The organism is Nonomuraea indica, from assembly GCF_002850745.1.
GTDB classification, from domain to species: Bacteria; Actinomycetota; Actinomycetes; order Streptosporangiales; family Streptosporangiaceae; genus Nonomuraea; species Nonomuraea indica.
Genome location: NZ_KZ559476.1, coordinates 210,453 through 229,617, shown reverse-complemented (window position 1 = coordinate 229,617; position 19,165 = coordinate 210,453). Strand labels below are relative to the sequence as shown.

At 74.5% G+C, this 19,165-nt stretch carries 18 protein-coding genes; 6 read left to right on the top strand and 12 right to left on the bottom strand.

Annotated elements, in window-relative coordinates:
* Positions 1-6 precede the first annotated feature (6 nt).
* From CXR44_RS26730 to CXR44_RS26715, 4 genes are all read right to left on the bottom strand, one after another.
* Positions 7-342, bottom strand: a complete 336-nt coding sequence (locus CXR44_RS26730; protein ID WP_245899422.1) for a VOC family protein — start codon at positions 340-342, stop codon at positions 7-9.
* Positions 339-701, bottom strand: coding sequence for a Zn-ribbon domain-containing OB-fold protein (locus CXR44_RS26725; protein ID WP_101788948.1), 363 nt, complete (start codon positions 699-701; stop codon positions 339-341). Before CXR44_RS26725 ends, CXR44_RS26730 begins: the two co-directional genes overlap by 4 nt.
* A gap of 180 nt (positions 702-881) precedes the next feature.
* Positions 882-2,612 (bottom strand): serine/threonine-protein kinase, encoded by a 1,731-nt coding sequence (locus CXR44_RS26720; protein WP_180903713.1) that lies wholly within the window; start codon positions 2,610-2,612, stop codon positions 882-884.
* Positions 2,613-2,821: 209 nt separating this feature from the next.
* The gene (locus tag CXR44_RS26715; RefSeq protein ID WP_101788858.1) at positions 2,822-3,250 is read right to left on the bottom strand and encodes a MarR family winged helix-turn-helix transcriptional regulator; all 429 of its coding nucleotides are present in this window, start codon (positions 3,248-3,250) and stop codon (positions 2,822-2,824) included.
* Between the two features lie 127 nt (positions 3,251-3,377).
* On the opposite strand from CXR44_RS26715, the gene CXR44_RS26710 reads away from it, so the two are divergent.
* The 4 genes from CXR44_RS26710 to CXR44_RS26695 all read left to right on the top strand — a co-directional run bounded on the left by CXR44_RS26710 (position 3,378) and on the right by CXR44_RS26695 (position 7,088).
* Entirely contained in the window at positions 3,378-4,265 is an 888-nt protein-coding gene (locus CXR44_RS26710; RefSeq protein WP_101788947.1) for an MBL fold metallo-hydrolase, read from the top strand.
* A 16-nt stretch (positions 4,266-4,281) separates the two neighbouring features.
* The gene (locus tag CXR44_RS26705) at positions 4,282-5,469 is read left to right on the top strand and encodes an MFS transporter (protein WP_144070087.1); all 1,188 of its coding nucleotides are present in this window, start codon (positions 4,282-4,284) and stop codon (positions 5,467-5,469) included.
* Positions 5,470-5,583: 114 nt separating this feature from the next.
* Positions 5,584-6,189, top strand: coding sequence for a cysteine hydrolase family protein (locus tag CXR44_RS26700; protein WP_245899421.1), 606 nt, complete (start codon positions 5,584-5,586; stop codon positions 6,187-6,189).
* Between the two features lie 152 nt (positions 6,190-6,341).
* Positions 6,342-7,088, top strand: a complete 747-nt coding sequence (locus CXR44_RS26695; RefSeq protein ID WP_101788856.1) for an SDR family NAD(P)-dependent oxidoreductase — start codon at positions 6,342-6,344, stop codon at positions 7,086-7,088.
* Positions 7,089-7,117: 29 nt separating this feature from the next.
* Here CXR44_RS26695 and CXR44_RS26690 read toward each other — a convergent pair whose 3' ends face one another.
* Positions 7,118-8,476, bottom strand: coding sequence for a serine hydrolase domain-containing protein (locus CXR44_RS26690; RefSeq protein WP_101788855.1), 1,359 nt, complete (start codon positions 8,474-8,476; stop codon positions 7,118-7,120).
* 43 nt (positions 8,477-8,519) lie between these two features.
* Here CXR44_RS26690 and CXR44_RS26685 point away from each other — a divergent pair, with 43 nt between their 5' ends.
* Positions 8,520-9,431 (top strand): cyclase family protein, encoded by a 912-nt coding sequence (locus CXR44_RS26685; RefSeq protein WP_101788854.1) that lies wholly within the window; start codon positions 8,520-8,522, stop codon positions 9,429-9,431.
* Positions 9,432-9,441: 10 nt separating this feature from the next.
* Here the strand turns inward: CXR44_RS26685 and CXR44_RS26680 are convergent, their stop codons facing one another.
* From CXR44_RS26680 to CXR44_RS26650, 7 genes are all read right to left on the bottom strand, one after another.
* Entirely contained in the window at positions 9,442-10,941 is a 1,500-nt protein-coding gene (locus tag CXR44_RS26680; protein ID WP_101788853.1) for an AMP-binding protein, read from the bottom strand.
* Positions 10,942-11,007: 66 nt separating this feature from the next.
* The gene (locus CXR44_RS26675; protein WP_101788852.1) at positions 11,008-12,063 is read right to left on the bottom strand and encodes an LLM class flavin-dependent oxidoreductase; all 1,056 of its coding nucleotides are present in this window, start codon (positions 12,061-12,063) and stop codon (positions 11,008-11,010) included.
* A 102-nt stretch (positions 12,064-12,165) separates the two neighbouring features.
* Positions 12,166-13,311: a M20 family metallopeptidase gene (locus CXR44_RS26670; RefSeq protein ID WP_101788945.1), complete on the bottom strand. Its 1,146-nt coding sequence runs from the start codon at positions 13,309-13,311 to the stop codon at positions 12,166-12,168.
* 146 nt (positions 13,312-13,457) lie between these two features.
* Complete coding sequence (locus CXR44_RS26665) at positions 13,458-14,921, bottom strand: ATP-binding protein (protein ID WP_180903712.1); 1,464 nt, start codon at positions 14,919-14,921, stop codon at positions 13,458-13,460.
* Entirely contained in the window at positions 14,918-16,567 is a 1,650-nt protein-coding gene (locus CXR44_RS26660) for an NAD(P)/FAD-dependent oxidoreductase (RefSeq protein WP_101788851.1), read from the bottom strand. The genes CXR44_RS26665 and CXR44_RS26660 overlap by 4 nt, the downstream gene beginning before the upstream one ends.
* Positions 16,568-16,654: 87 nt before the next feature.
* Positions 16,655-17,416 (bottom strand): SDR family NAD(P)-dependent oxidoreductase, encoded by a 762-nt coding sequence (locus tag CXR44_RS26655; protein ID WP_101788850.1) that lies wholly within the window; start codon positions 17,414-17,416, stop codon positions 16,655-16,657.
* A gap of 7 nt (positions 17,417-17,423) precedes the next feature.
* A complete protein-coding gene (locus CXR44_RS26650) occupies positions 17,424-18,269 on the bottom strand; it encodes an RNA polymerase sigma-70 factor (RefSeq protein WP_245899420.1) in 846 nt (281 codons plus the stop codon).
* Between the two features lie 209 nt (positions 18,270-18,478).
* Between CXR44_RS26650 and CXR44_RS26645 the strand changes: the two genes are divergently transcribed.
* Positions 18,479-19,153 carry a ThuA domain-containing protein gene (locus tag CXR44_RS26645; RefSeq protein ID WP_101788848.1) on the top strand — a complete coding sequence of 225 codons (675 nt, stop codon included), beginning with the start codon at positions 18,479-18,481 and terminating at the stop codon, positions 19,151-19,153.
* Positions 19,154-19,165: the final 12 nt, after the last annotated feature.

The following is a 19,165-nucleotide window of genomic DNA, read 5'->3' as shown; positions in this document are numbered from 1 at the left end:
TCCCGGTCAGCGGGGCGAATAGAGCACGAACACGTTTCCTGAGGGGTCGCGCAGCACGGCCCGCGTCTCGTGCGGCCCGTCCTCGGGCGCGCGCACCACCTCGCCGCCCCGCGCCGACAGTTCCCGTACGGCCGCCGCCACGTCGGCCACCCGGTAGGAGGGCGCCGCGGAGTCGGTGACGTGCTCGGCCGGCCCGGCCAGCGCCACCGTGACATCGCCCCCGTCCAGCGCGGCGAACCGGTCGCCGTCGCGGAACTTGACCGGCAGCCCGTAGAAGGCGATCGCCTGGTCCAGGTCGGCGACGGGGATGAGCACGTTGCCCACCTTGCCGAGCACGCTCACCGGGGCCTCCAATGCGGTAGGTCGTCCACGAACGTCACCCGCACCGGCAGCCCGACGCGGACCTCCTCCGGCGCGCATCCCACGACCTGGCCGAAGGCGCGGGCCCCTTCCGGCAGGTCCACCCAGGCCAGCACGTACGGCTCGCGGCCCTGGTAGCCCGGCGCGAACGACCGGTGCACCACGGTGAACGTGTGCACCTCGCCCTCGCCCGACACCGGCTCGAAGACCAGCGGGCCGCCTCCGCACCAGGGGCAGTCGGCCTCGGGCAGGTGGACGCGCCGGGCGCAGGCCGTACAGCGCTGGACGACGAGCTCGCCGCGCCTGCAGGCCGCCCAGTAGGCGGAGGTGTCACCGGTCATCGCCTGCCAAGCTAGCGCACGCTTGGTTAGTGGACAAGACCCCGCCGCTCCACCCCGCCCCGCGTCCGGCCTGCCGCCGCCGGGAGGGCGGTCACCTGCGCGTCCTGGACCGTCGTGCCGCCGCCGGGAGGGCGGTCACCTGCGCGGCCCGCGTCCGGTGCGCCGTCGCCGGGAGGGCCGTCACCCGCTCCCGCCGCCGTCCGGATCGCCCGGTGGGTCTCCCGCCGGATCTCCCGGTGGCGACCCGGTCTCCGTGGCCGGCAGGGCGCCCTCCCGGCCGGGGTCAGGGGTGGGGGAGGCGGTGGGTGGGACGGAGGGGGAGGGGCACGGGCCGCCGTCCACCGCCGCCTCGCTGACCTGCGGGCCGTTGCCCGCCACGGGCTCGGTCAGCACGACGAGCCCGAAGTGCGCGCGGGTGCCGCACGGCACGTCCCCCAGGTCGCGCAGCACGGTGCTGGTGTAGACGTCGCGACCGGCGAGCGTGCGCGTCTCCTCGGCGACCGTGCGGGCCGGGCCGTCGCCGTCGCGCCGGGTGTAGGCGATCCGTAATCGGACCGGGCCGGTGCCGTCGGCGGCCACCCGCACCGCGCCCGCCGAACCGCTCCACCGCACGATGTCGGCCGAGCGCACCGACGTCCGCGCGACCGCGCTGCGCGACGGCGCGGGCGCCGCAGTGCCGGGGGAGGGGGTGGGCCGCACGGGCGGGGGCGTGCCGGCCGGGCCCCGGGTGGCGGTGCCCGGCCGGCTGTCGGGCACCGCCACCCCGGTGTCGGGCCGGCCGTCCGGCTCGGCGCCCGGCGGTGTGCGGTGCGCGGTGGCGGCCGGTCGGGAGCCGGTCGGGCTGCGGCGGGCGGGCGTCGTCGTGTCGCCGGGGGCCGGCTCACCGCCGGGCGAGGTGGGCGGCGGCATCAGCACCGTGCCGGGCCCGGACGACCCGCCACCGGCGAGCAGCAGGCCGGCCAGCACCGCCGCGACCGCCGCCCCGGTGATCCACAGGTGCGGCGGCAGTTTCGGCGGCCTCCCGCGCGCCCCTGCCGCGGCCGCCGGCTCGCTCCTGGCCAGCGGGAACCGGAGCGCGAGCACCGTGGCCAGCTCCGCCAGGTGCCGCCGGCCGCGCTGCTCCCAGGCCGGGCCGTACGCCGCGACCGCGTCCTCCTCCAGCTCGGCGGCGAACTGCGCGGCGGAGGCGTACCTGAAGTCGGTGTTCTTCGCCATGCCCCGTCGCAGCAGGTCGCGCAGCGTGTCGGGGACCACCTCCAGCGGCACCGACTCCGACAGGTGCCTCTCGCGCAGCGACGCCACGCCTCCCGCCGCGTACGGTGGCCGCCCCATGACCGCCTCGAACAGCAGGCACGCCGCCGCGTACACGTCGGCCTGCGGTCCCGCCGCGCCTCCGCTCCACAGCTCCGGCGACATGTACGGCGGGCTGCCCGCCGGCACCCCCGGTTCCTCGGCGTGCACCACGACCCCGAAGTCGCCGAGCTTGACCGCGCCGTCGGCCTGGACCAGCACGTTGCCCGGCGTGACGTCGCGGTGCGGCACCCCCGCGCCGTGCGCCGCCGCCAGGGCCAGCAGCGTGCTCTTGAGCACGGCGAGGGCCGCCTCCGGGCTGGTCCGCCCGTGCTCGCCGAGCAGCGTGCGCAGCGACACCCCGTCGACGAGCTCCGTCACCACGGCCGCCCGGTCGGGCGTCTCCACGTACTCGTACGTCCTGACCACGGCCGGGTCGTCGATCTCGACCAGCGCGCGGGCGTCGGACCGGAAGCGCTCCATGAACCCGGCGTCGCGGCGCAGCGTGGCGTTCAGGTACTTGATCGCCACGTACGCGCCGGTCGCCTCGTAGGTGGCGAGGAACACGCGGCCGGTGCGCCCCGCGCCGAGCTGACGAACTTCGTGGTACCCCGGGACCAAGTCCCACCCCCATCGAGCCGTTCCTCGTGGACTCGACGGTCTCACCTGGGGTGCCGGTTGTCACGTCTGCCGAAATATCACCGTACGTCCCGGCCGTGCCACGCCTGCCGGGCCTGCCCGGCGGGGCGGGCAGGCGGGTCGGGCAGGCGGGTCGGGCAGGCGGGCCGGGCAGGCGGGTTCGTGCGGCCGGCGGGAGTGCCGGCGTCGGCTCACCGGCGGATGAGTGCCTGTTCGAGCAGGCCCTGGAGGACGCGCTGCTGCTGGGCGGTGAGGGCGGCCAGCGGTGAGTCCTGGACGAGAAGGTCGAGGAGCCGCTCGCGGAGCGCGTCGCCCTCGTCCGTGAGGACGAGGTGCTTGGCGCGCCTGTCGGTGGGGTGCGCGCGTCGCTCGATCAGGCCCTGCCGCTCCAGCTTGTCGACGATGAATGTGGCGTTGGACGGCTCGCAGCTCATGCGCTCGGCGAGCTCCCGCATGGTCATCGGCCCCGTCATCTCGCGGAGCGCGGTCGCCTGCGCCGCGGTCAGGCCCAAGGTGACGGCGCGTTCGCGCACGTGATCGGCGATCTGCTGGGCCAGGCCGTTCACCAGGCCGCACAGCTCTCGCTCGGCGATGGCCTGCGGCTCCGGGGACGTCGTCATGCCTCCCATCCTAGCAAGTCCATCAAGTCGAAATATTTAGAGCTTGCATAGTTAAAGCTTGATGTTTATCGTGGCTGCGTCGCCGTCCGGGCCGGGCGACGACCTGAACGCTGAAGGGAACAAGACCATGGCGAACATCGCGGTCGACCAGGACGAACGGTTGCGGCGACCGGCCGGGATCCGCTCGCTGCGCCTCGGCGGCATGAGGGTGTCCTTCGTGCCGGACGGGGCCGTGCGGCTCCCGGCGCGCGGATGGCTCCCGGACACCACCGACGAGATCTGGGCCGCCCACCCGCAGTACCTGGACCCGTCCGGCAGCCTGGTGGCGAGCATCGGCGGCCTGCTGGTGGAGAACGGCGACCGGGCACTGTTGATCGACGCGGGGTTCGGGCCGGAGACGCTGCCGCCGGACCCCGGCACCCCGCGCGGCGTCATCCACGGCGGCGCGCTCCTGGACAGCCTGGCCGGACTCGGCCGCAGGCCGGAAGAGATCGAGGCCGTGGCCTTCACCCACCTCCACTCCGACCACCTCGGCTGGGCCTGGCATCCCGCCCCCGGCGGTGACCGGCCTGCTTTCGCCCACGCCGACTACCTGGTGACCGAGCCGGAATGGGCCCGGCGCGACCTGCTGGAGGCGCACGGCATGGCCGAGGCGGCCGCCGTGCTGGCGCCACGGGTCCGTACGGTGGCGGACGGCGAGGAGATCTTCCCCGGCGTGCGGGTCCGGCTCGCCGCCGGCCACACGCCCGGGCACGCCGAGTACGTCATCACCTCCGGCGGTCAGCGGCTGATCGCCTTCGGCGACGCCCTCCACTCGCCGATCCAGGTCGACCACCCCGAATGGTCCGCGGCCGTCGACCACGACGCCGTCCGGTCCGCCGAGCACCGCCGCCGCCTGGTCGCCGACCTGGAAGAGCCCGGCACGATCGGTTTCGGGATCCACTTCGCCGACGTGGTGTTCGGCCGGGTCCGCCGGGACGGCGCCGGCCCCGCCTGGCGCCCTCTGGACGTCTGAGCCGCCGGTGCCGACGATGACCGCGCACGGGCTTCCCGTGGAACCGCGCACCGGGCACTGGCCGGGCGTCACCGCGGCCGCGCTGACAGCGACGGTCACGGTGATGCCGGGCTTCACCGTGGGCGCTCTCGCGCCGGCGATCGAGGCGGATCTGCACGTCTCCCGCACCTCCGTCGGGTTGACGATCAGTGCCTTCTACGCGGCCACGGCGGTGGGGTCGCCCATCGCCAAGCGGGTGGCGGCGCGCCTGCCCGCGCCCGTGGTGCTCGCCGTCGCGGCGGTGGCCGCCTGCGCCGTCATGATCACCGTCGCCCGGGTGGACGACCTCACCGCCATGACGGCCGCCCTGGTGGCGGGCGGGCTGAGCAACGGCCTCGTCCAGCCGGCGGCGGGCCGGCTGATCGCCGCCCGCGTCCCCGCGCGCCGGCGTTCGCTGGCCGCCGGTGCGGTCGGCGCCGCGATGGGCGCGGCCACTCTCGTGCCCGGCCTGCTCGTCGCCGTCGTCGTCCCGGCCTGCGGCTGGCGTCCGGCCATGGTGATCGCCGGCCTGACCGCGCTCATCCCGGTGGCGCTCGCCCCGCTGGCCCGCGTCCCGCCCGGTCCGCCCCAGGTGCGGGCCGGGGGATCCGCCCCCGCCGGCAGGACCGGCGCCGTGCTGGTGCTGTGGGCCTCGGCCGCCGCTCTGTCGGCGACCGGCAACAACGCGGTGGCGACGTACTTCGTGCAACTCGGCGCCCACTCCGGGCTGCCTGTCGCCGTCACCGGGAACCTGCTGTCGCTCAGCGCCCTGCTCGCCATCGCCGTCCGGCTCTGCGCGGGGGCCCTGACCGATCGCGCCCCGCGCCGCAACCCCGCGGTGATCACCGCGATGATGCTGGCCGGTGGTCTCGGGCTCGCGCTCATCGCGATGGGCACGCCGGTGACCTTCGTGCTGGGCGCCGCGCTCGCCTTCTCGGCCGGATGGGGCTGGACGGGGCTGCTGCTCGCCGCCACGCTCCGGCTGGTGGCCCACCGGGCCGCCGAGAACGCCGGCCACACCGTCCAGGTCGGCATCTACACCGGCGCCGCCGTCGCCCCCTCTGCCTTCGCCGCGCTGTCCAGCGCCTTCGGCTTCGCCGGGGCCGCCTTCGTCGCCGCCACCGCCGCCCTGGCCGGGGCGACGGCGATGACCGCGGGAGCGCTGCTCTCGCGACGCCCCCGGTGAAGGGCCCCGTCGGCGGTCGCGCTCCTCCTCGACCTGCCGGCGGTCGTCAGCGGGCGGGTGGCCGTGTACGCTGCGAGGTAACCAAGCAAGCGCTCGCTAAGAGAGGGTGCGCCGGTGGAGCGGACGGCCGTGCTCGTCATGGAGATGCAGCGAGGGGTCGTCGGCGACCTCACCAGGTTCCCGGACCTGGTCACCGCCTGCCGGCTGCGCGACGTGGTCCCCAACACCGCCGCCGTCCTGGAGGCGGCCCGCGCGGCGGGCATCCCCGTCGTCCACTGCACCGCGGCCTTCCGCGCCGACCGGGCCGGCTCGCACACCGCCAACTGCCCGTTCATCGTCTCGCTGCTCGACGACCCCGCCCACATGCTCGACGGCACGCCGGCCGTCGAGGTGCTGCCCGAACTGCGCCATCCCGGCGACCTGGAGAGCAGACGCCTGCACGGCTTCTCGCCGTTCACGGGCACCTCCCTCGACATGACGCTGCGCTCGCTGGGCGTCTCGGCCGTCGTCGCCGTGGGGGTCTCGCTCAACCTCGGCATCCCGGGCCTCGCCCTGGAGGCCGTGAACCTCGGTTACCGCGTCACCGTGGTCACCGACGCCGTGGCGGGCGTGCCGGAGGAGTACGCGCGGTCCGTGCTGCGCCACACGATCAGCCTGCTCGCCACCCGCACCACGGCGGCCGGACTCGTGGAGCGGTGGGAGGCGGAGGCGGATCGATGACGACGGGACGCGGCCGGAAGGCGGAGGCGGGCCGGTGATGGACGGGACGCGGCCGGAGGGCGGAGGCGGGCCGGTGACGACGGGACGCGGCCGGAGGGTGGAGGCGGGCTGGTGACGACGGGACGCGGTCGGAGGGTGGAGGCGGGCCGGTGATGGACGGGATGCGGCTGGACGGGCGGGTGGCCGTGGTCACCGGCGGGGCGGGCGCCATCGGCGCGGCCGTCGCCGCCGACCTGACCGCCCTGGGCGCCCGCGTGGTGGTCGCCGACGTGGACCTGCGCGGTGCGGAGAAGGTCGCGGCCGGCCTGGCCGGCGGCGCCGCTCTGGCCCTCGACCTCGCCTCGCCGGAGTCCGTCGAACGATTCTGCCGGGAGGTGGCCGCCGGGCAGGACGTGGACGTCCTCGTGCACAACGCGGGGGTCTCGGTCGTGGAGCCGTTCACCGAGAGCGACCCCGCCGGCTGGGACCTGATGTGGCAGGTCAACCTGCGGGGCCCGATGCTGATGACCAAGCTGCTCCTGCCCGGCATGATGCGCAGGAGGTGGGGGCGGCTGGTGTTCGTCTCCTCCGACGGGGCCAGGGCCGGGTCGGGCGGCGAGGGCGCGTACGCGGCGACGAAGGCCGGGCTGTTCGGGCTGGCCAAGACCCTCGCCAGGGAGGCCGCCCGGGCGAACGTCACCTCCAACGTCGTCTGCCCCGGGCCGACCGACACCCCGATGCTGCGCCGGGTGTCGGCCGCCGAGCCCGGCCTGGTGGAGCGCATCGCCAGGACCATCCCGCTGCGCCGCCTCGGCACGCCCGCCGACGTGGCCGGACTCGTCGCCTACCTGTGCACGGAACGCGCCGCGTACATGACGGGGCAGACCCTGTCGGTCAGCGGCGGCGTGACCATGCACTGACCGCGATGACCGCCGTGCGACTCCCGCGCTCACAACGACCGGTAGACCGCCTCGGTCAGGCGATAGGCGCGCAGGCCGCCCGAGGCGGCGTCGGCCATCCGGTTCGTCACGTAGCCGACGGCCAGGCCGTGGCCGGGATCGCCCAGCCCGAGGAAGCCGCCCAGCCCCGTGTGGCCGAACGCGGTCCGCGACGGGACGAAGAAGGTCATCGAGGGGCGCATGTACCCGAGCCCGAACGAGCTGTCCACGTGCAGCACCCGGTCCGGGCCCGACACGCGGGCGCGGAGGGCGCCGGTCAGCGTCTCCGGGCGCAGGACGTCGCCCGCGAGGAGCGACCGGTAGAACCCGGCCAGGGCGGCGGCCGTGGTGACGACCCCGGCGCCCGGCCAGCCGGCGCGCAGGATCGCGGGATGGTTGGCGCCCCCCTTGAGCCGCTGCATGCCGGGGTTGCCGAGAGCCCGGTTCATCAGGCTGTGGGGATCGCGCGCGTCGCGCGCCATCCGCGCGAACGCGTCCTCCGCCCCGCTCCGGTCGGTCCCGGTCGCGAACGCGTCCTCCGCCCCGCTCCGGTCGGTCCCGGTCCGGTCCGTGCCGGTCGCGAACGCGTCCTCCGCCCCGCTCCGGTCGGTCCAGGTCCGGTCCGTGCCGGTCGCGAACGCGTCCTCAGGCCCGCTCCGGCGGGTCTCGGCCCGGTCCGTGCCGGTCGCGTCCGCCCCGGTGTCGCCCGTCACGGCCTGGTCCTCGCCGGCGGCGGGGGAGCGGCGGTCACCGGCCGTGATGCGGGCGGCGCGGGAGATCACCGCGTCGGGCGCGCCGATCCACAGGTCCAGGCCCAGCGGCCCGGCGATCTCCGCCGCGACCAGCTCGCCCACCGACTTGCCGGTGACCCGCCGCACCACCTCGCCGATCAGGAACCCGTACGTGAGCGCGTGGTAGCCGTGCGCCGACCCCGGCTCCCACAGCGGCCGCTGCCGCGCCAGCCGCGCCGCGATGGCCGGGTGGTCGCCGAACTCCTCGACGGGCACCGGATCCTCCACCACCGGCAGCCCCGCCTCGTGCGTGAGAAGGTGCTCGACGGTGATCGCCGCCTTGCCCTCGGCCGCGAACTCCGGCCACACCTCCGCCACCGGCGCGCTCACGTCCACCAGCCCCCGCTCGGCGAGCTGCAGGAGCACCGTCGCGGTGATCGCCTTGGTGCAGGAGTAGGCGAACGCGGGGGTGTCCCGCCGCCACGGCCGTCCGGTGTGCCGGTCGGCCACGCCGCCCCACAGATCCACCACCAGCTCGCCGTCCAGGTACACCGCGAACGCGGCCCCCAGTTCCTCGCCGTCGGTGAAGTGCCGCTCGAACACCTCGCGCACGCGCGAGAACCGGGGATCGCAGTGCATCGGACCTCCCTGACTGCCGGACCGTGAGAAAGGAAGCGCTTACTTGGTTGCCGAGCCTAACAACTGGGGCCGGTTCGGCCCAGACGACCAACGCGGCACCCTCAACCTGCTCACCCCCGAGGTGGTCCTGCGGGCGCTGGGCGCAGCCACCACGGGCCAGGTGCTCAGCCTGGCCCTGCCGATCAGGGGCGCCACCTCCTCGGCCGCTCCCGCGACCGTGCCGCACCTGCGGGGCCGGCCGCTGCCGCAGCACTTCATGTCGGTGGACGGCGGCGACTACGCGGCCGGGGCGCGCCCGATCGGCGCGGGCCTGCGGGTCGCCGACGACGCGCTGGTCGTCTCCCCCCACGGCACCACCACGCACATGGACGCGCTGTGCCACATGTGGTCCGGTGACGAGCTCTACAACGCCCACCCCGCCGCCCGGGTGCGCTCCTACGGCGCCACCAGGTGCGGCATCGAGCAGGTGGGCGGCGTCGTCGCCAGGGGGGTGCTGTTCGACGTGCCGCGCCACCACGGAGTCGACCACCTGCCCGCCGGACACCGCGTCGGCCCCGGCGAGCTGGAGGCGCTGGGGCCGGGCCTGCGCGCCGGTGACGTCGCGGTGATCCGCACCGGCTGGCCCGCCGTCTGGCGGCGCTCGCCCGAGGAGTACTGGTCCGGGCAGCCGGGACTGTCGGCCGAGGCGGGCCGGTGGCTCGCCGCCCGCGACGTGGCGGCCGTGGCCTGCGACAACGCCGCCGTCGGCGGGCTGGACTCCCGCCAGGCCGCCGCCGAGGGCCTCGACGACGACCTGCACCTCGTCCTGCTGCACCGGCACGGCATCCACCTGATGGAGATGCTGTGGCTGGAGGAGTTGAGCGCGACGGGACGCGCGGAGTTCGTGTTCGTCGCGGCGCCGCTCAGGATCGAGGGAGGCACCGGCAGCCCGATCAACCCGCTCGCGATCCTGTAGCGGCCGGCGGTCAGGAGCCGGGGTAGTTGCCGCCGCCGTGGGCGCGGTCGAGGGCGTCGTAGTCGGGGGCGGGGCCGCGCCTCGGTATCGCGTCCGCGAACACCACCTCTCTGGGCTTCTTGTACGAGGCCAGCAGCCCCTTGACGTGGCCGATCAGCTCCTCGGCCGTCGCCTCGGCGCCGCTTCCGAGGACGACCACGGCCTTCACCGCCTGATGCCAGCGCTCGTCGGGCACGCCGATCACGGCGGCGTCGGCGACCGCCGGGTGGCTGCGCAGCGCGCGCTCCACCTCGGCCGGGTAGACGTTCTCGGCGCCTGACTTGATCATGCGAAGTCGGGGGCCGATGAAGGTGATCGTGCCGTCCGGCTCGCGACGGCCGAGGTCGCCGGTGTGGTACCAGCCGTACGCGAACTTGTCGGCATTAAGGTCTGGCCGGGCGAAATATCCGGAAAAGAGGGACTTGCCGCGGGCGCAGATCTCGCCCACCTCACCCACCGGCACCTCGGCCCCGCCGGGCCCGAGGATGCGCACCTGCACCAGCGGAGACGGCCGCCCGGCGAAGCCCGACGCCCCCGGAGACAGGCCGAGGAACGTCAGCATCCCGCCCACCTCGGTCTGCCCGTAGCCGCCCATCTTCGACCGGCACCACGGCGAGTCGTCCACGGTGATCAGCTCGTCCCATTCCTCGGAGTGCGAGACGAACCGCAGCGACGACAGGTCGTACTTGCCCCGCGGCCGCACCGCCAGCATGGCGTCGATCATCGGCCCGAACAGGAACGCCTGCGTGACCCGCTCGGTGTCGACCAGCCGGCAGACCTCCTCGGCGTCGAAGGCGGGCGTGAAGACGTTCACCCCGCCGATCTGCAGCGTGGCCAGGCAGAACATCATCGTCCCCACGTGGAACAGCGGCCCGCTGCTGAGGAAGGTGAAGCCGGGCTCCATCTGGCGCACCACCAGCAGGGACGTGCTGTGGGCCACCAGGGCGGCGCTGCTCAGCAGCGCGGCGGACGGCCGCCCGCCGAAGGCCGCCGTGTAGAGCGCCAGCACCGGCTCGGTGTCGGCCACCTGCGCGAACTCCCGCGCCACCCCGCCCGCCAGCAGCCTCTCGTACTCCTCGCCCGCCCGCACCCAGGCGGCCGTCGCGGGCCCGGCCCTGCGCGCGGCCGTGGTCGCCTCCGACGGCTCCCAGACCACGACCCGCGGCGTCAGGTCCTCCACCACGAACAGCAGCTCGTCCGCCGACTGCCGCCAGTTGGCCGGGCAGAACACGGCCCCCAGCCGCGAGCAGGCCAGCAGCAGCTCCAGGACGGCGTGGGAGTTCTGGCCCAGCCACAGCACCCGCTCGCCGGGCGCGACCCCGAGTGCCGACAGGGCGTCCGCCAGCCGGCTGACGCGGGTGTCGAGCTCCGGGTAGGTGAGCCGGACGTCCCCGTCCACGGCCGCGGTCTCCCGGGGACGGCTGCGGGCGTGCTCGGCGAGGACGTCGGAGAGGGTCAGACTGTGGATCATCGCGCCTCCTGCGGGGGTGGACGGCCGGGCCGGCCACGCGGTCGCGGCCCGGGGCGGGCGTACGGATCACGAGAAAGCGGGCATGACCTCGGCGGCGAAGAAGCGCATGACCTTCTTCATCTCCTCCAGCGGCATCGGCCGGGTGCTGCCGAAGTCGCACAGCAGGTTCGCGAACCCGGCGTCGCGCAGCAGCGTGATCTGCTCGATCACCCGCTCCGGGTCACCGATCACCTCGAGCTGCTCCCACCGGAAGTCGGCCGACACGCTGCCGCCCTTCAGGTAGCGGTCCTGGTAGTACTCGAAGCCCTCGGCGGCCCGGCCGGTCCGCGGGTCGATGGGCGCGCTGCGCTCGTTGAAGATGCGCGAGCGGTCGAAGGCCGCCTCGAACCTCTCCTGGTCGCGCCGGGCCTGCTCGGCCGTCGGCGCCACGTACACGCTGCGCGCCACGACCAGCTCGGCCCGCGCGGAGTGCCCGGCCCGGGTGGCGGTCTCCCGCCACGTCTCGGCCGCCTTGACGACCTTGCGGAACGGCGCCGCCGGGTCGGCCAGGATGGGCAGCCCGCGTTCGGCGTACATGGTGACGGTCTCCGGCGACACGGCGGCGACGTGCAGCGGCGGGTGCGGCGTCTGGAGCGGGCGCGGGGCGAGCGCCACCTCGGTGCCGGTCCGGTAGAACTTGCCCTCGTGCCCGAAGGTGTCCCGCGTCCACAGCCCGAGGATCACCTCCAGCGCCTCGTTGAACCGGTCGCGCGCCTCGGCCAGGTCGATGCCGAACCCCTCGAACTCGAAGCTCTGGTAGCCCCGCCCGATCCCCAGATCCAGCCGCCCGCCCGACAGCACGTCGACCTGGGCGGCCTCCTCGGCCACGTGGACGGGGTTGTGCAGGGGCAGCACGACGATGCCGGTGCCGAGACGCAGGCGCGAGGTCCGGGCGGCCGCGTGCGCGAGCACGGTGAAGAGGTTGGGCGCCACGCCGTAGTCGCGGAAGTGGTGCTCGGCCAGGCGCACACCGTCGAAACCGAGCTCCTCGGCCAGCTCGATGAGCTGCAGGTGGTAGTCGTAGACGTCCTTGAAGCTCTGCCCGTCGAACCGGTGGAAGAGGTGGAACGTTGAGAACTTCATGCGGCGGCCCTTCGCAGGTGTGAACCAAGCGCTCGCTTGGGAGCGTATCAGGTCCGTCCCCGGTTGAGAGCCCCGCCGGACGGGGCTTTCCCGCGCCGCCTCCTACGCCGGCCCGCTTCCCGGCCCCGTCGCCGGCCCGTCGACCGTGCCCGTCGCCAGCCCGCTGACCAAGCCGATCGTCAGCGCGGTGCGCACCGGGATGTGCTCGACCAGCACGTGCTCGTGCCGGGCGTGCGCGCCGCCGCCGACCGCGCCCATCCCGTCGAGCACCGGACGGCCCAGCGCCGAGACGAAGTTGCCGTCGCTGGCGCCGCCGACCGCGACCTCCTCCAGCCGCAGGCCGAGCCGGGCAGCCACCGCGACCGCCGCCTCGAACAGCCGCCGCGACCCCGCGTTGGGCGACATGGGCGGCCGGTTCCAGCCGCCGGACACCTCGACCGTGACCCGCGGGTCGGCGACCGCCAGCCCCGCGAACACCGCGTCCATGCGCGCCACCTCCGCCGGATCGCCCACGCGCACGTCCACGCCGGCTCGCGCGCGCCCGGCGGCCACGTTGCGCCCGGTGCCCCCGTCGACCAGGCCGACGTTGACCGTGGTGCCGCGTTCGGGCGCGCCCGAGGCGGCGATCCGCGTGATCACCTCGGCCATCGCATGGATCGCGCTCGCCCCCGCCTCGGGGTCGAGCCCCGCGTGCGCCTCGACGCCGGTGACGGTCACGTCGAAGACGCCGACGCCCTTGCGCGCCGTCTTGAGCCTGCCGCCGTCGGCCGACGCCTCGAAGACCAGCGTGGCCAGCGCGCCGTCGCTCGCCGCCTCGATGTACGGGCGCGAGAACGGGCTGCCGAGCTCCTCGTCGCCGTTGAACAGCATCCTGACCGAGGGATGCGGCAGGCCCAGCTCGCGCAGCCCGCGCACCGCCCAGACCGCCTGCACGAGCCCGGTCTTCATGTCGAACACCCCCGGCCCGGACGCGGTCTCCCCGTCGAGACGGAACGGCCACCCGGCCAGCGTGCCGGTGGGCCAGACGGTGTCGTAGTGGCACAGCAGGAGCACGGTGCCCGGGGCGGTGCCCCGGTAGGTCACCTCCCAGGTGTCGCCGTGCCTGCCGCCGTCGCGCACCACCTCGGTGGCGGGCCGGCCGAGCCGCCCGGCCACCAGGGCGCGCAGCGCGTCGAGACCGGTGGCGAGCATGGCCGTGTCGTAGCTGTGGGTCTCCAGCTCGACGAGGGTCCTGATGTCGTCGAGCATGGCGGGCAGGGCCTGACGGGTCCAGTCGGCGATCGGCACGGGGGGTTCCTCCCTGGCGGACGTCGTTCGCGGGAAAGGCGTGCGTGCGGGCTGAGTCGGTCGGCCCGGGCCGGTCGGTCCGGGCACGTCAGGTCGGCGGGACGGGGTCAGGCCGTGGCGTCGGGGCCCGGCCCGGAGGGGGACGGCTCGCGCAGCGGCAGGCGTACCTCGAACCAGGTGTCGCCGGGCACCGAGCGGACCTTGATCTCGCCGCCGTGCCGCCCGGCGACGATCCGGTAGGAGATGTCGAGCCCCAGCCCCGTGCCCTGGCCGACGCTCTTGGTGGTGAAGAACGGCTCGAAGATCCGGTCCTTGATCGCGTCGGGCACGCCCGGTCCGGTGTCGCCGATCTCGATGATCGCCTCGTCCTCGTCGTGCGCGGTGCGGACGGTCAGCGTGCCCTCCTCGCCCATCGCGTCGATCGCGTTGTGGACGAGGTTGGTCCACACCTGGTTGAGCTCGCCGCCGTAGGCGGGGATCGGCGGCAGCGTCCGGTCGTAGTCGGTGACCACGGAGACCCCCGGCGGGATCTTGCCGCGGAAGATGGCGAGCGTGCTGTCGAGCAGCTCGTGCACGTCGCAGATCTGGAACGGCGCGCGGTCCATCTGGGAGTACTGCTTGGCCGAGCGGATCAGCGACGAGATGCGCTCGGTCGCCTCGGTCACCTCGCCGAGCATCTGGGAGATCTCGACCGCCTCCGACAGCCAGCGCAGCGCCGCCGGGGCGTGCTCCTCGCCCACCTTCGCGCAGACCTTGGCCAGGTGCTCGCCGCCGAACCCGGCCTGCACCAGCGCCGGCGCCAGGTCCCAGGCGTCGTCCACGCCGAGTTGTTCGAGCGCCTCGGCCAGCTCGTCCTCGGCGTCGGAGATCTCCAGCGGGCTGCGCGGCGGCAGCTTGCCCACCGCATCGGTGCAGCTCTCCTGCATGTCGATGAGCGCCCGCAGCCGCTCGGGCGGGATGCCGTCCTCGGCGAGCCTGGCCAGCTCCACGCGGGACGTCCGGATGAGCGCGCGCAGCTCGCCGACCGCGCGGACCGCGGCGGCGGCCGGGTTGTTCAGCTCGTGGGTGAGCCCGGCGGTGATCGTGCCGAGCGCGGTGAGACGCTGCCGCCGGTCGATGACCTCGCGCTGCATCCGCCCGCCCGACCAGATGCCGTCGAGCAGGTGCATCGCCATCGGGAACCACTCGGCCACGATGTGCGCGAACTTCTTGGCGGGCAGCATGAACACCCGGGACGGCGCGGTGGCCCGCAGCGTGTGCTGGTAGGTCGCCGGGGCGCGGTCGCCGAGGTAGGCGGCGGTCGCGCCGCCGTACACGCCGGGCTGGGAGGTGCGCGGCATCGCCACCGTGCCGGCGCTGACGGTCTGCTGGACCATCTGCAGCTCGCCCTCGATCAGCACCGCGAAGCACTCGGCCGGCTCGCCCTGCCGCAGGATGTCCTCGTCCTGGTCGAAGGAGCGGACGGCGCCGCTGCCGGCCAGCTTGGTGAGCTGCTCGTCGGTCAGCCGCTCGAACAGGAACAGCTTGCGCAGCTCGTCGATGTCGATGGGGAGGTCGCTCGGAACGCTCACTGCTTCTCCAGGTAACGGTGGACGAGCGCGACGGCCATCGCGCCCTCGCCGACGGCGGAGGCGACCCGCTTGATCGACTCCGCCCGCACGTCGCCCGCCGCGAACACGCCCGGCACGTTGGTCTCCAGGTAGTAGGGCTCGCGGCGCAGCGGCCAGTTGCGCGGCCGCCGGCCTCCCTGCACGAGGTCGGGGCCGGTGAGCACGAACCCCTTGGGGTCGCGCTCGACGGTGTCGCCGAGCCAGGAGGTGAAAGGCTCGGCGCCGATGAACACGAACAGCCACTGGGCGTCGACCGCGCGCTCCTCGCCCTTGGTGGACAGCGTCAGCCGCTCCAGGTGCCCGTCGCCCGCGCCCGCCGTGACGCGGGTCTGGACGTGCACCTCGATGTTGGGGATCGCGTGGATCTGCTCGATGAGGTAGTGCGACATGGATCTCTCCAGACCGTCACCTCTCACCAACAGATGGACCTTGCTCGCGAATCCCGCCAGGTAGACGGCCGCCTGGCCCGCCGAGTTGGCCGCACCGACGATGTACACCTCGGCGTCGCGGCAGGCGGGCGCCTCGGTCAGGGCGGCGCCGTAGTAGACGCCCCGGCCGACGAAGTCGTCCAGGCCGGGCGCGTCCAGGCGGCGGTAGCTGACCCCGGTCGCCAGGATCACCGCGTGCGCCGCGATCTCGCCGCCGTCCTTGAACCCCACCACCCGCGCCTGCCCGCGCGGCTCCAGATGGGTGACCTTGCGCGCGGTCAGCAGCTCGGCGCCGAACTTCAGGGCCTGCCTGCGCGCCCGGTCGGCGAGCTGCTGGCCGGAGACGCCGTCGGGGAAGCCCAGGTAGTTCTCGATGCGGGAGCTCTGGCCCGCCTGCCCGCCGGAGGCCTGCGCCTCGACCAGCACCGTGTTGAGCCCCTCCGAGGCGCCGTAGACGGCCGCGCCGAGGCCGGCCGGGCCGCCGCCGACCACGATGAGGTCGTAGAAGTCGGTGGCCGGCGTGGTCGACAGCCCCACGGCGGAGGCGAGCGTGGACTGGTCGGGAGCCTGCAGCGACGCCCCCTCCGAGGTGATCACCAGCGGCAGGTGGCACTGTTCGCCCACGGCGGCGACGAGCTGCGCGCCCTCGGGGTCCTCGGCCAGCATCCACTGGTACGGCACGTGGTTGCGAGCCAGGAAGTCGCGCACCTGGTAGGACGGCGCCGACCAGCGGTCGCCCACCACCCGCAGCGTCGCCGCCTCGGTCCGCTCGGTGCGCTGCCAGGCGTCGAGCTGGTCGTCGATCACCGGGTAGAACTTCTCCTCCGGCGGGTCCCACGGCTTGAGCAGGTAGTGGTCGAGGTCGACGACGTTGATCGCCTGGATGGCGGCGTCGGTGTCGGCGTAGGCGGTCAGCAGCACCCGGCGCGCGTACGGGTACATGTCCATCGCGGCCTCGAGGAACTGCACGCCGTTCATCTGCGGCATGCGGTAGTCGGCGAGGATCGCGGCGACCTCGTCGCCGCGCAGCCGCATCTCCTTGACGGCCTCCAGCCCCTGGTCCGCGGCCTCGGCCCGGACGATCCTGTAGCGCTGGCCGTAGCGGCGCCTCAGGTCGCGGGCCACCGCCCGCGAGACGCCCGGGTCGTCGTCCACCGTCACGATGACCGGCTTGTCCATGGCCCTGCCTTCCCCACGAGTCCTTCCAGGGAAGCATGTCATGCGCCGCGAGGTCTTCGGGCCGCCGCGGTGCCCCCTGCCCGGTCGCTAGGCGACGACGTGCGCCTCGCCGCCGTCGACCAGCAGCGACACCCCGTTCACGAACGAGGCCCGCTCGCTGGCCAGGAACGCGACCACGTCGCCGACCTCCTCCGGCCGCCCGACCCGGCCGACGGGCACCCGGGCGCCGCGCGAGGCCAGCCCGTCCTCGCCGCCCGCCAGCTCGCGCAGCCGGCCGGTGTCGATCGGCCCCGGCATCACGTTGGTGACGAGCACGCCGTCACCCCCGACCTCGCGGGCCAGCGTGCGCACGATCCCGGCGACGGCCGGACGCGTGGCGTTGGACAGGGCCAGGCCGTCGAGCACCTCGCGCGCCGACCTGCTGGTGACCGTGACGATGCGGCCCCACCCGCGCGAGCGCATCTCCGGCAGCACGGCGTGGATCAGCCGGACGGTGCCCAGCAGGTTGCGCTGGACGGCCACGTCCCACTCGGCCGCCCCCATGTCGACGAACCGGCCGGCGGGCGGCCCGCCCGCGTTGGCCACCAGGATGTCGACGGGCCCCAGCACCTCGCGCGTCTCGGCGGCCACCCGCGCCGCCGCCTCCGGGTCCTCCACGTCGGCCAGCACGGCGTGCACGACGCCGCCGTACTCCTGCAGCTCGACCACCGCGTCGGCCAGCCGTTCGGGGTCGCGCGCGCTCACGCACACGTCACACCCCTCCCGTGCCAGGCTCTTGGCGGCGGCCAGGCCGATGCCCGCGCTGCCGCCGGTGACCAGTGCGACCTTGCCCGTGATGCCGAGATCCATGAGGCGACTATAGGTCCGCCGGCGCCACCCGCCGCAGCTTGTCCGGGTTGCGGATGATGAAGATCTCACCGATGCGGCCGTCGCGGACCGCGAACGCGACGAGCTGCGGGTGGCCGCCGGCGACGCTCCACACCGCGGGCAGGCCGTTGACGTCGGCGACGACGCCCTCGGCGCCGTCCGGGGTGACTCCGCCGATGAACGCCACCGCCTTGCGCCGGCCCAGGATCGGCCGGAGCGCCGCCCGCACCTTGCCCCCGCCGTCGCTCCAGATGACGACGTCCTCGTGCAGGATCTCCGCCAGCGCGCCGAGGTCGCCGCCTCCCGCCGCCTCGATGAACCTCTCCAGCAGCCTGGCGTGCTCCTCCCCGGTCGGCTGGAACCTGTCGCGGCCGTCGGCCAGCCGCAGGGCGGCGCGCCGGTGCAGCTGGCGGGCGTTGGCGACGGACACCCCGACGACGCGGGCGATCTCGTCGTACGGGAACTCGAACGCCTCCCGCAGCACGAACACCGCCCGCTCCGGCGGCGACAGCCGCTCCATCAGGTGCAGGGTCGCGTACGACACCGTGTCGCGCAGCTCGGCCGTGTCGAGCGGCCCCGCGTCGGCCGTCAGGACCGGCTCGGGCAGCCATGACCCGGTGTAGGCCTCACGCTTGACCCGGGCCGAGCGGAGCTGGTCGATCGCCAGCCGTGACACGACCGTCACCAGGAACGCCCGCGGGTCCCTGATCTCGTCGTGGTCGGTCGTCTGCCAGCGCAGCCATGCCTCCTGGACGACGTCCTCGGCGTCCCACATGCTGCCCAGCAGCCGGTAGGCGAGCCCGAGCAACGTCGGCCGGTGTTCTTCGAAGTCCACGCTCGGATCATCCCTCTCCCGGGAGCATGGCGGCATGGCGGGGTCGCCGGTCCAGCCGCAGCCGGGCCCGGCTGTTGTCCGCGCCGCGCGGCCTGGTCATGTACGCGACCCGAACGGTCCGGCGGCGAGCCGCGCCGGCGACCGGAGGTGACGGGCGGATGCGGAGGGCGGGGTGGCGCCGCCGGGGGAGGGCGTGATGGTCTTGGCTGATGGCGAGAAATCTGATCCTGTCAGGAGGCCCGTTCCACGACTTCGACGCGACCTCGGCCGCCCTCGCCGAGGTGCTGGCGGAGGTGGGGATCGAGTCGGAGATCACCGAGGACATCGCCGGAGCGCTGAGCGAACCGCCGGAGGTGCAGCTCATCACGGTCAACGCGCTGCGCTGGCGGATGGACCTCGACCGGTTCGCCGACCTGCGCGGGCGGTGGCGTTTCGAGCTGCCCGCCGAGGCCCGCGCCACGCTGCTCGACCATCTCGACCGGGGCGGCGGGCTGCTGGGCATGCACGCCGCCTCGATCTGCTTCGACGACTGGCAGGGCTGGCCCCGCGTGCTGGGCGGCTGCTGGACCTGGCCGAAGTCGCACCACCCGCCGCTCGGCTGGACCGGGGTGCGCGTGCACGGCGGCCACCCGGTCGTGGAGGGGCTGCGCGACTTCGACGTGGTCGACGAGGTCTACAGCGACCTGGAGGTGCTGCCCGACGTGCGCCCCCTCGCCTCGTCCGGCGGCCAGCCCCTCGTCTGGGCCCGCCCGGTACGGCGCGGCCGGGTCCTCTACGACGCGCTCGGCCACGACACGCGCTCCTACGACAACGAGATCCACCGGACGCTGCTCCAGCGCGCGGCCCTCTGGCTGCTGAAACGCCCCGTCGCGGTCCGCGACTGACGGCGCCGGCCC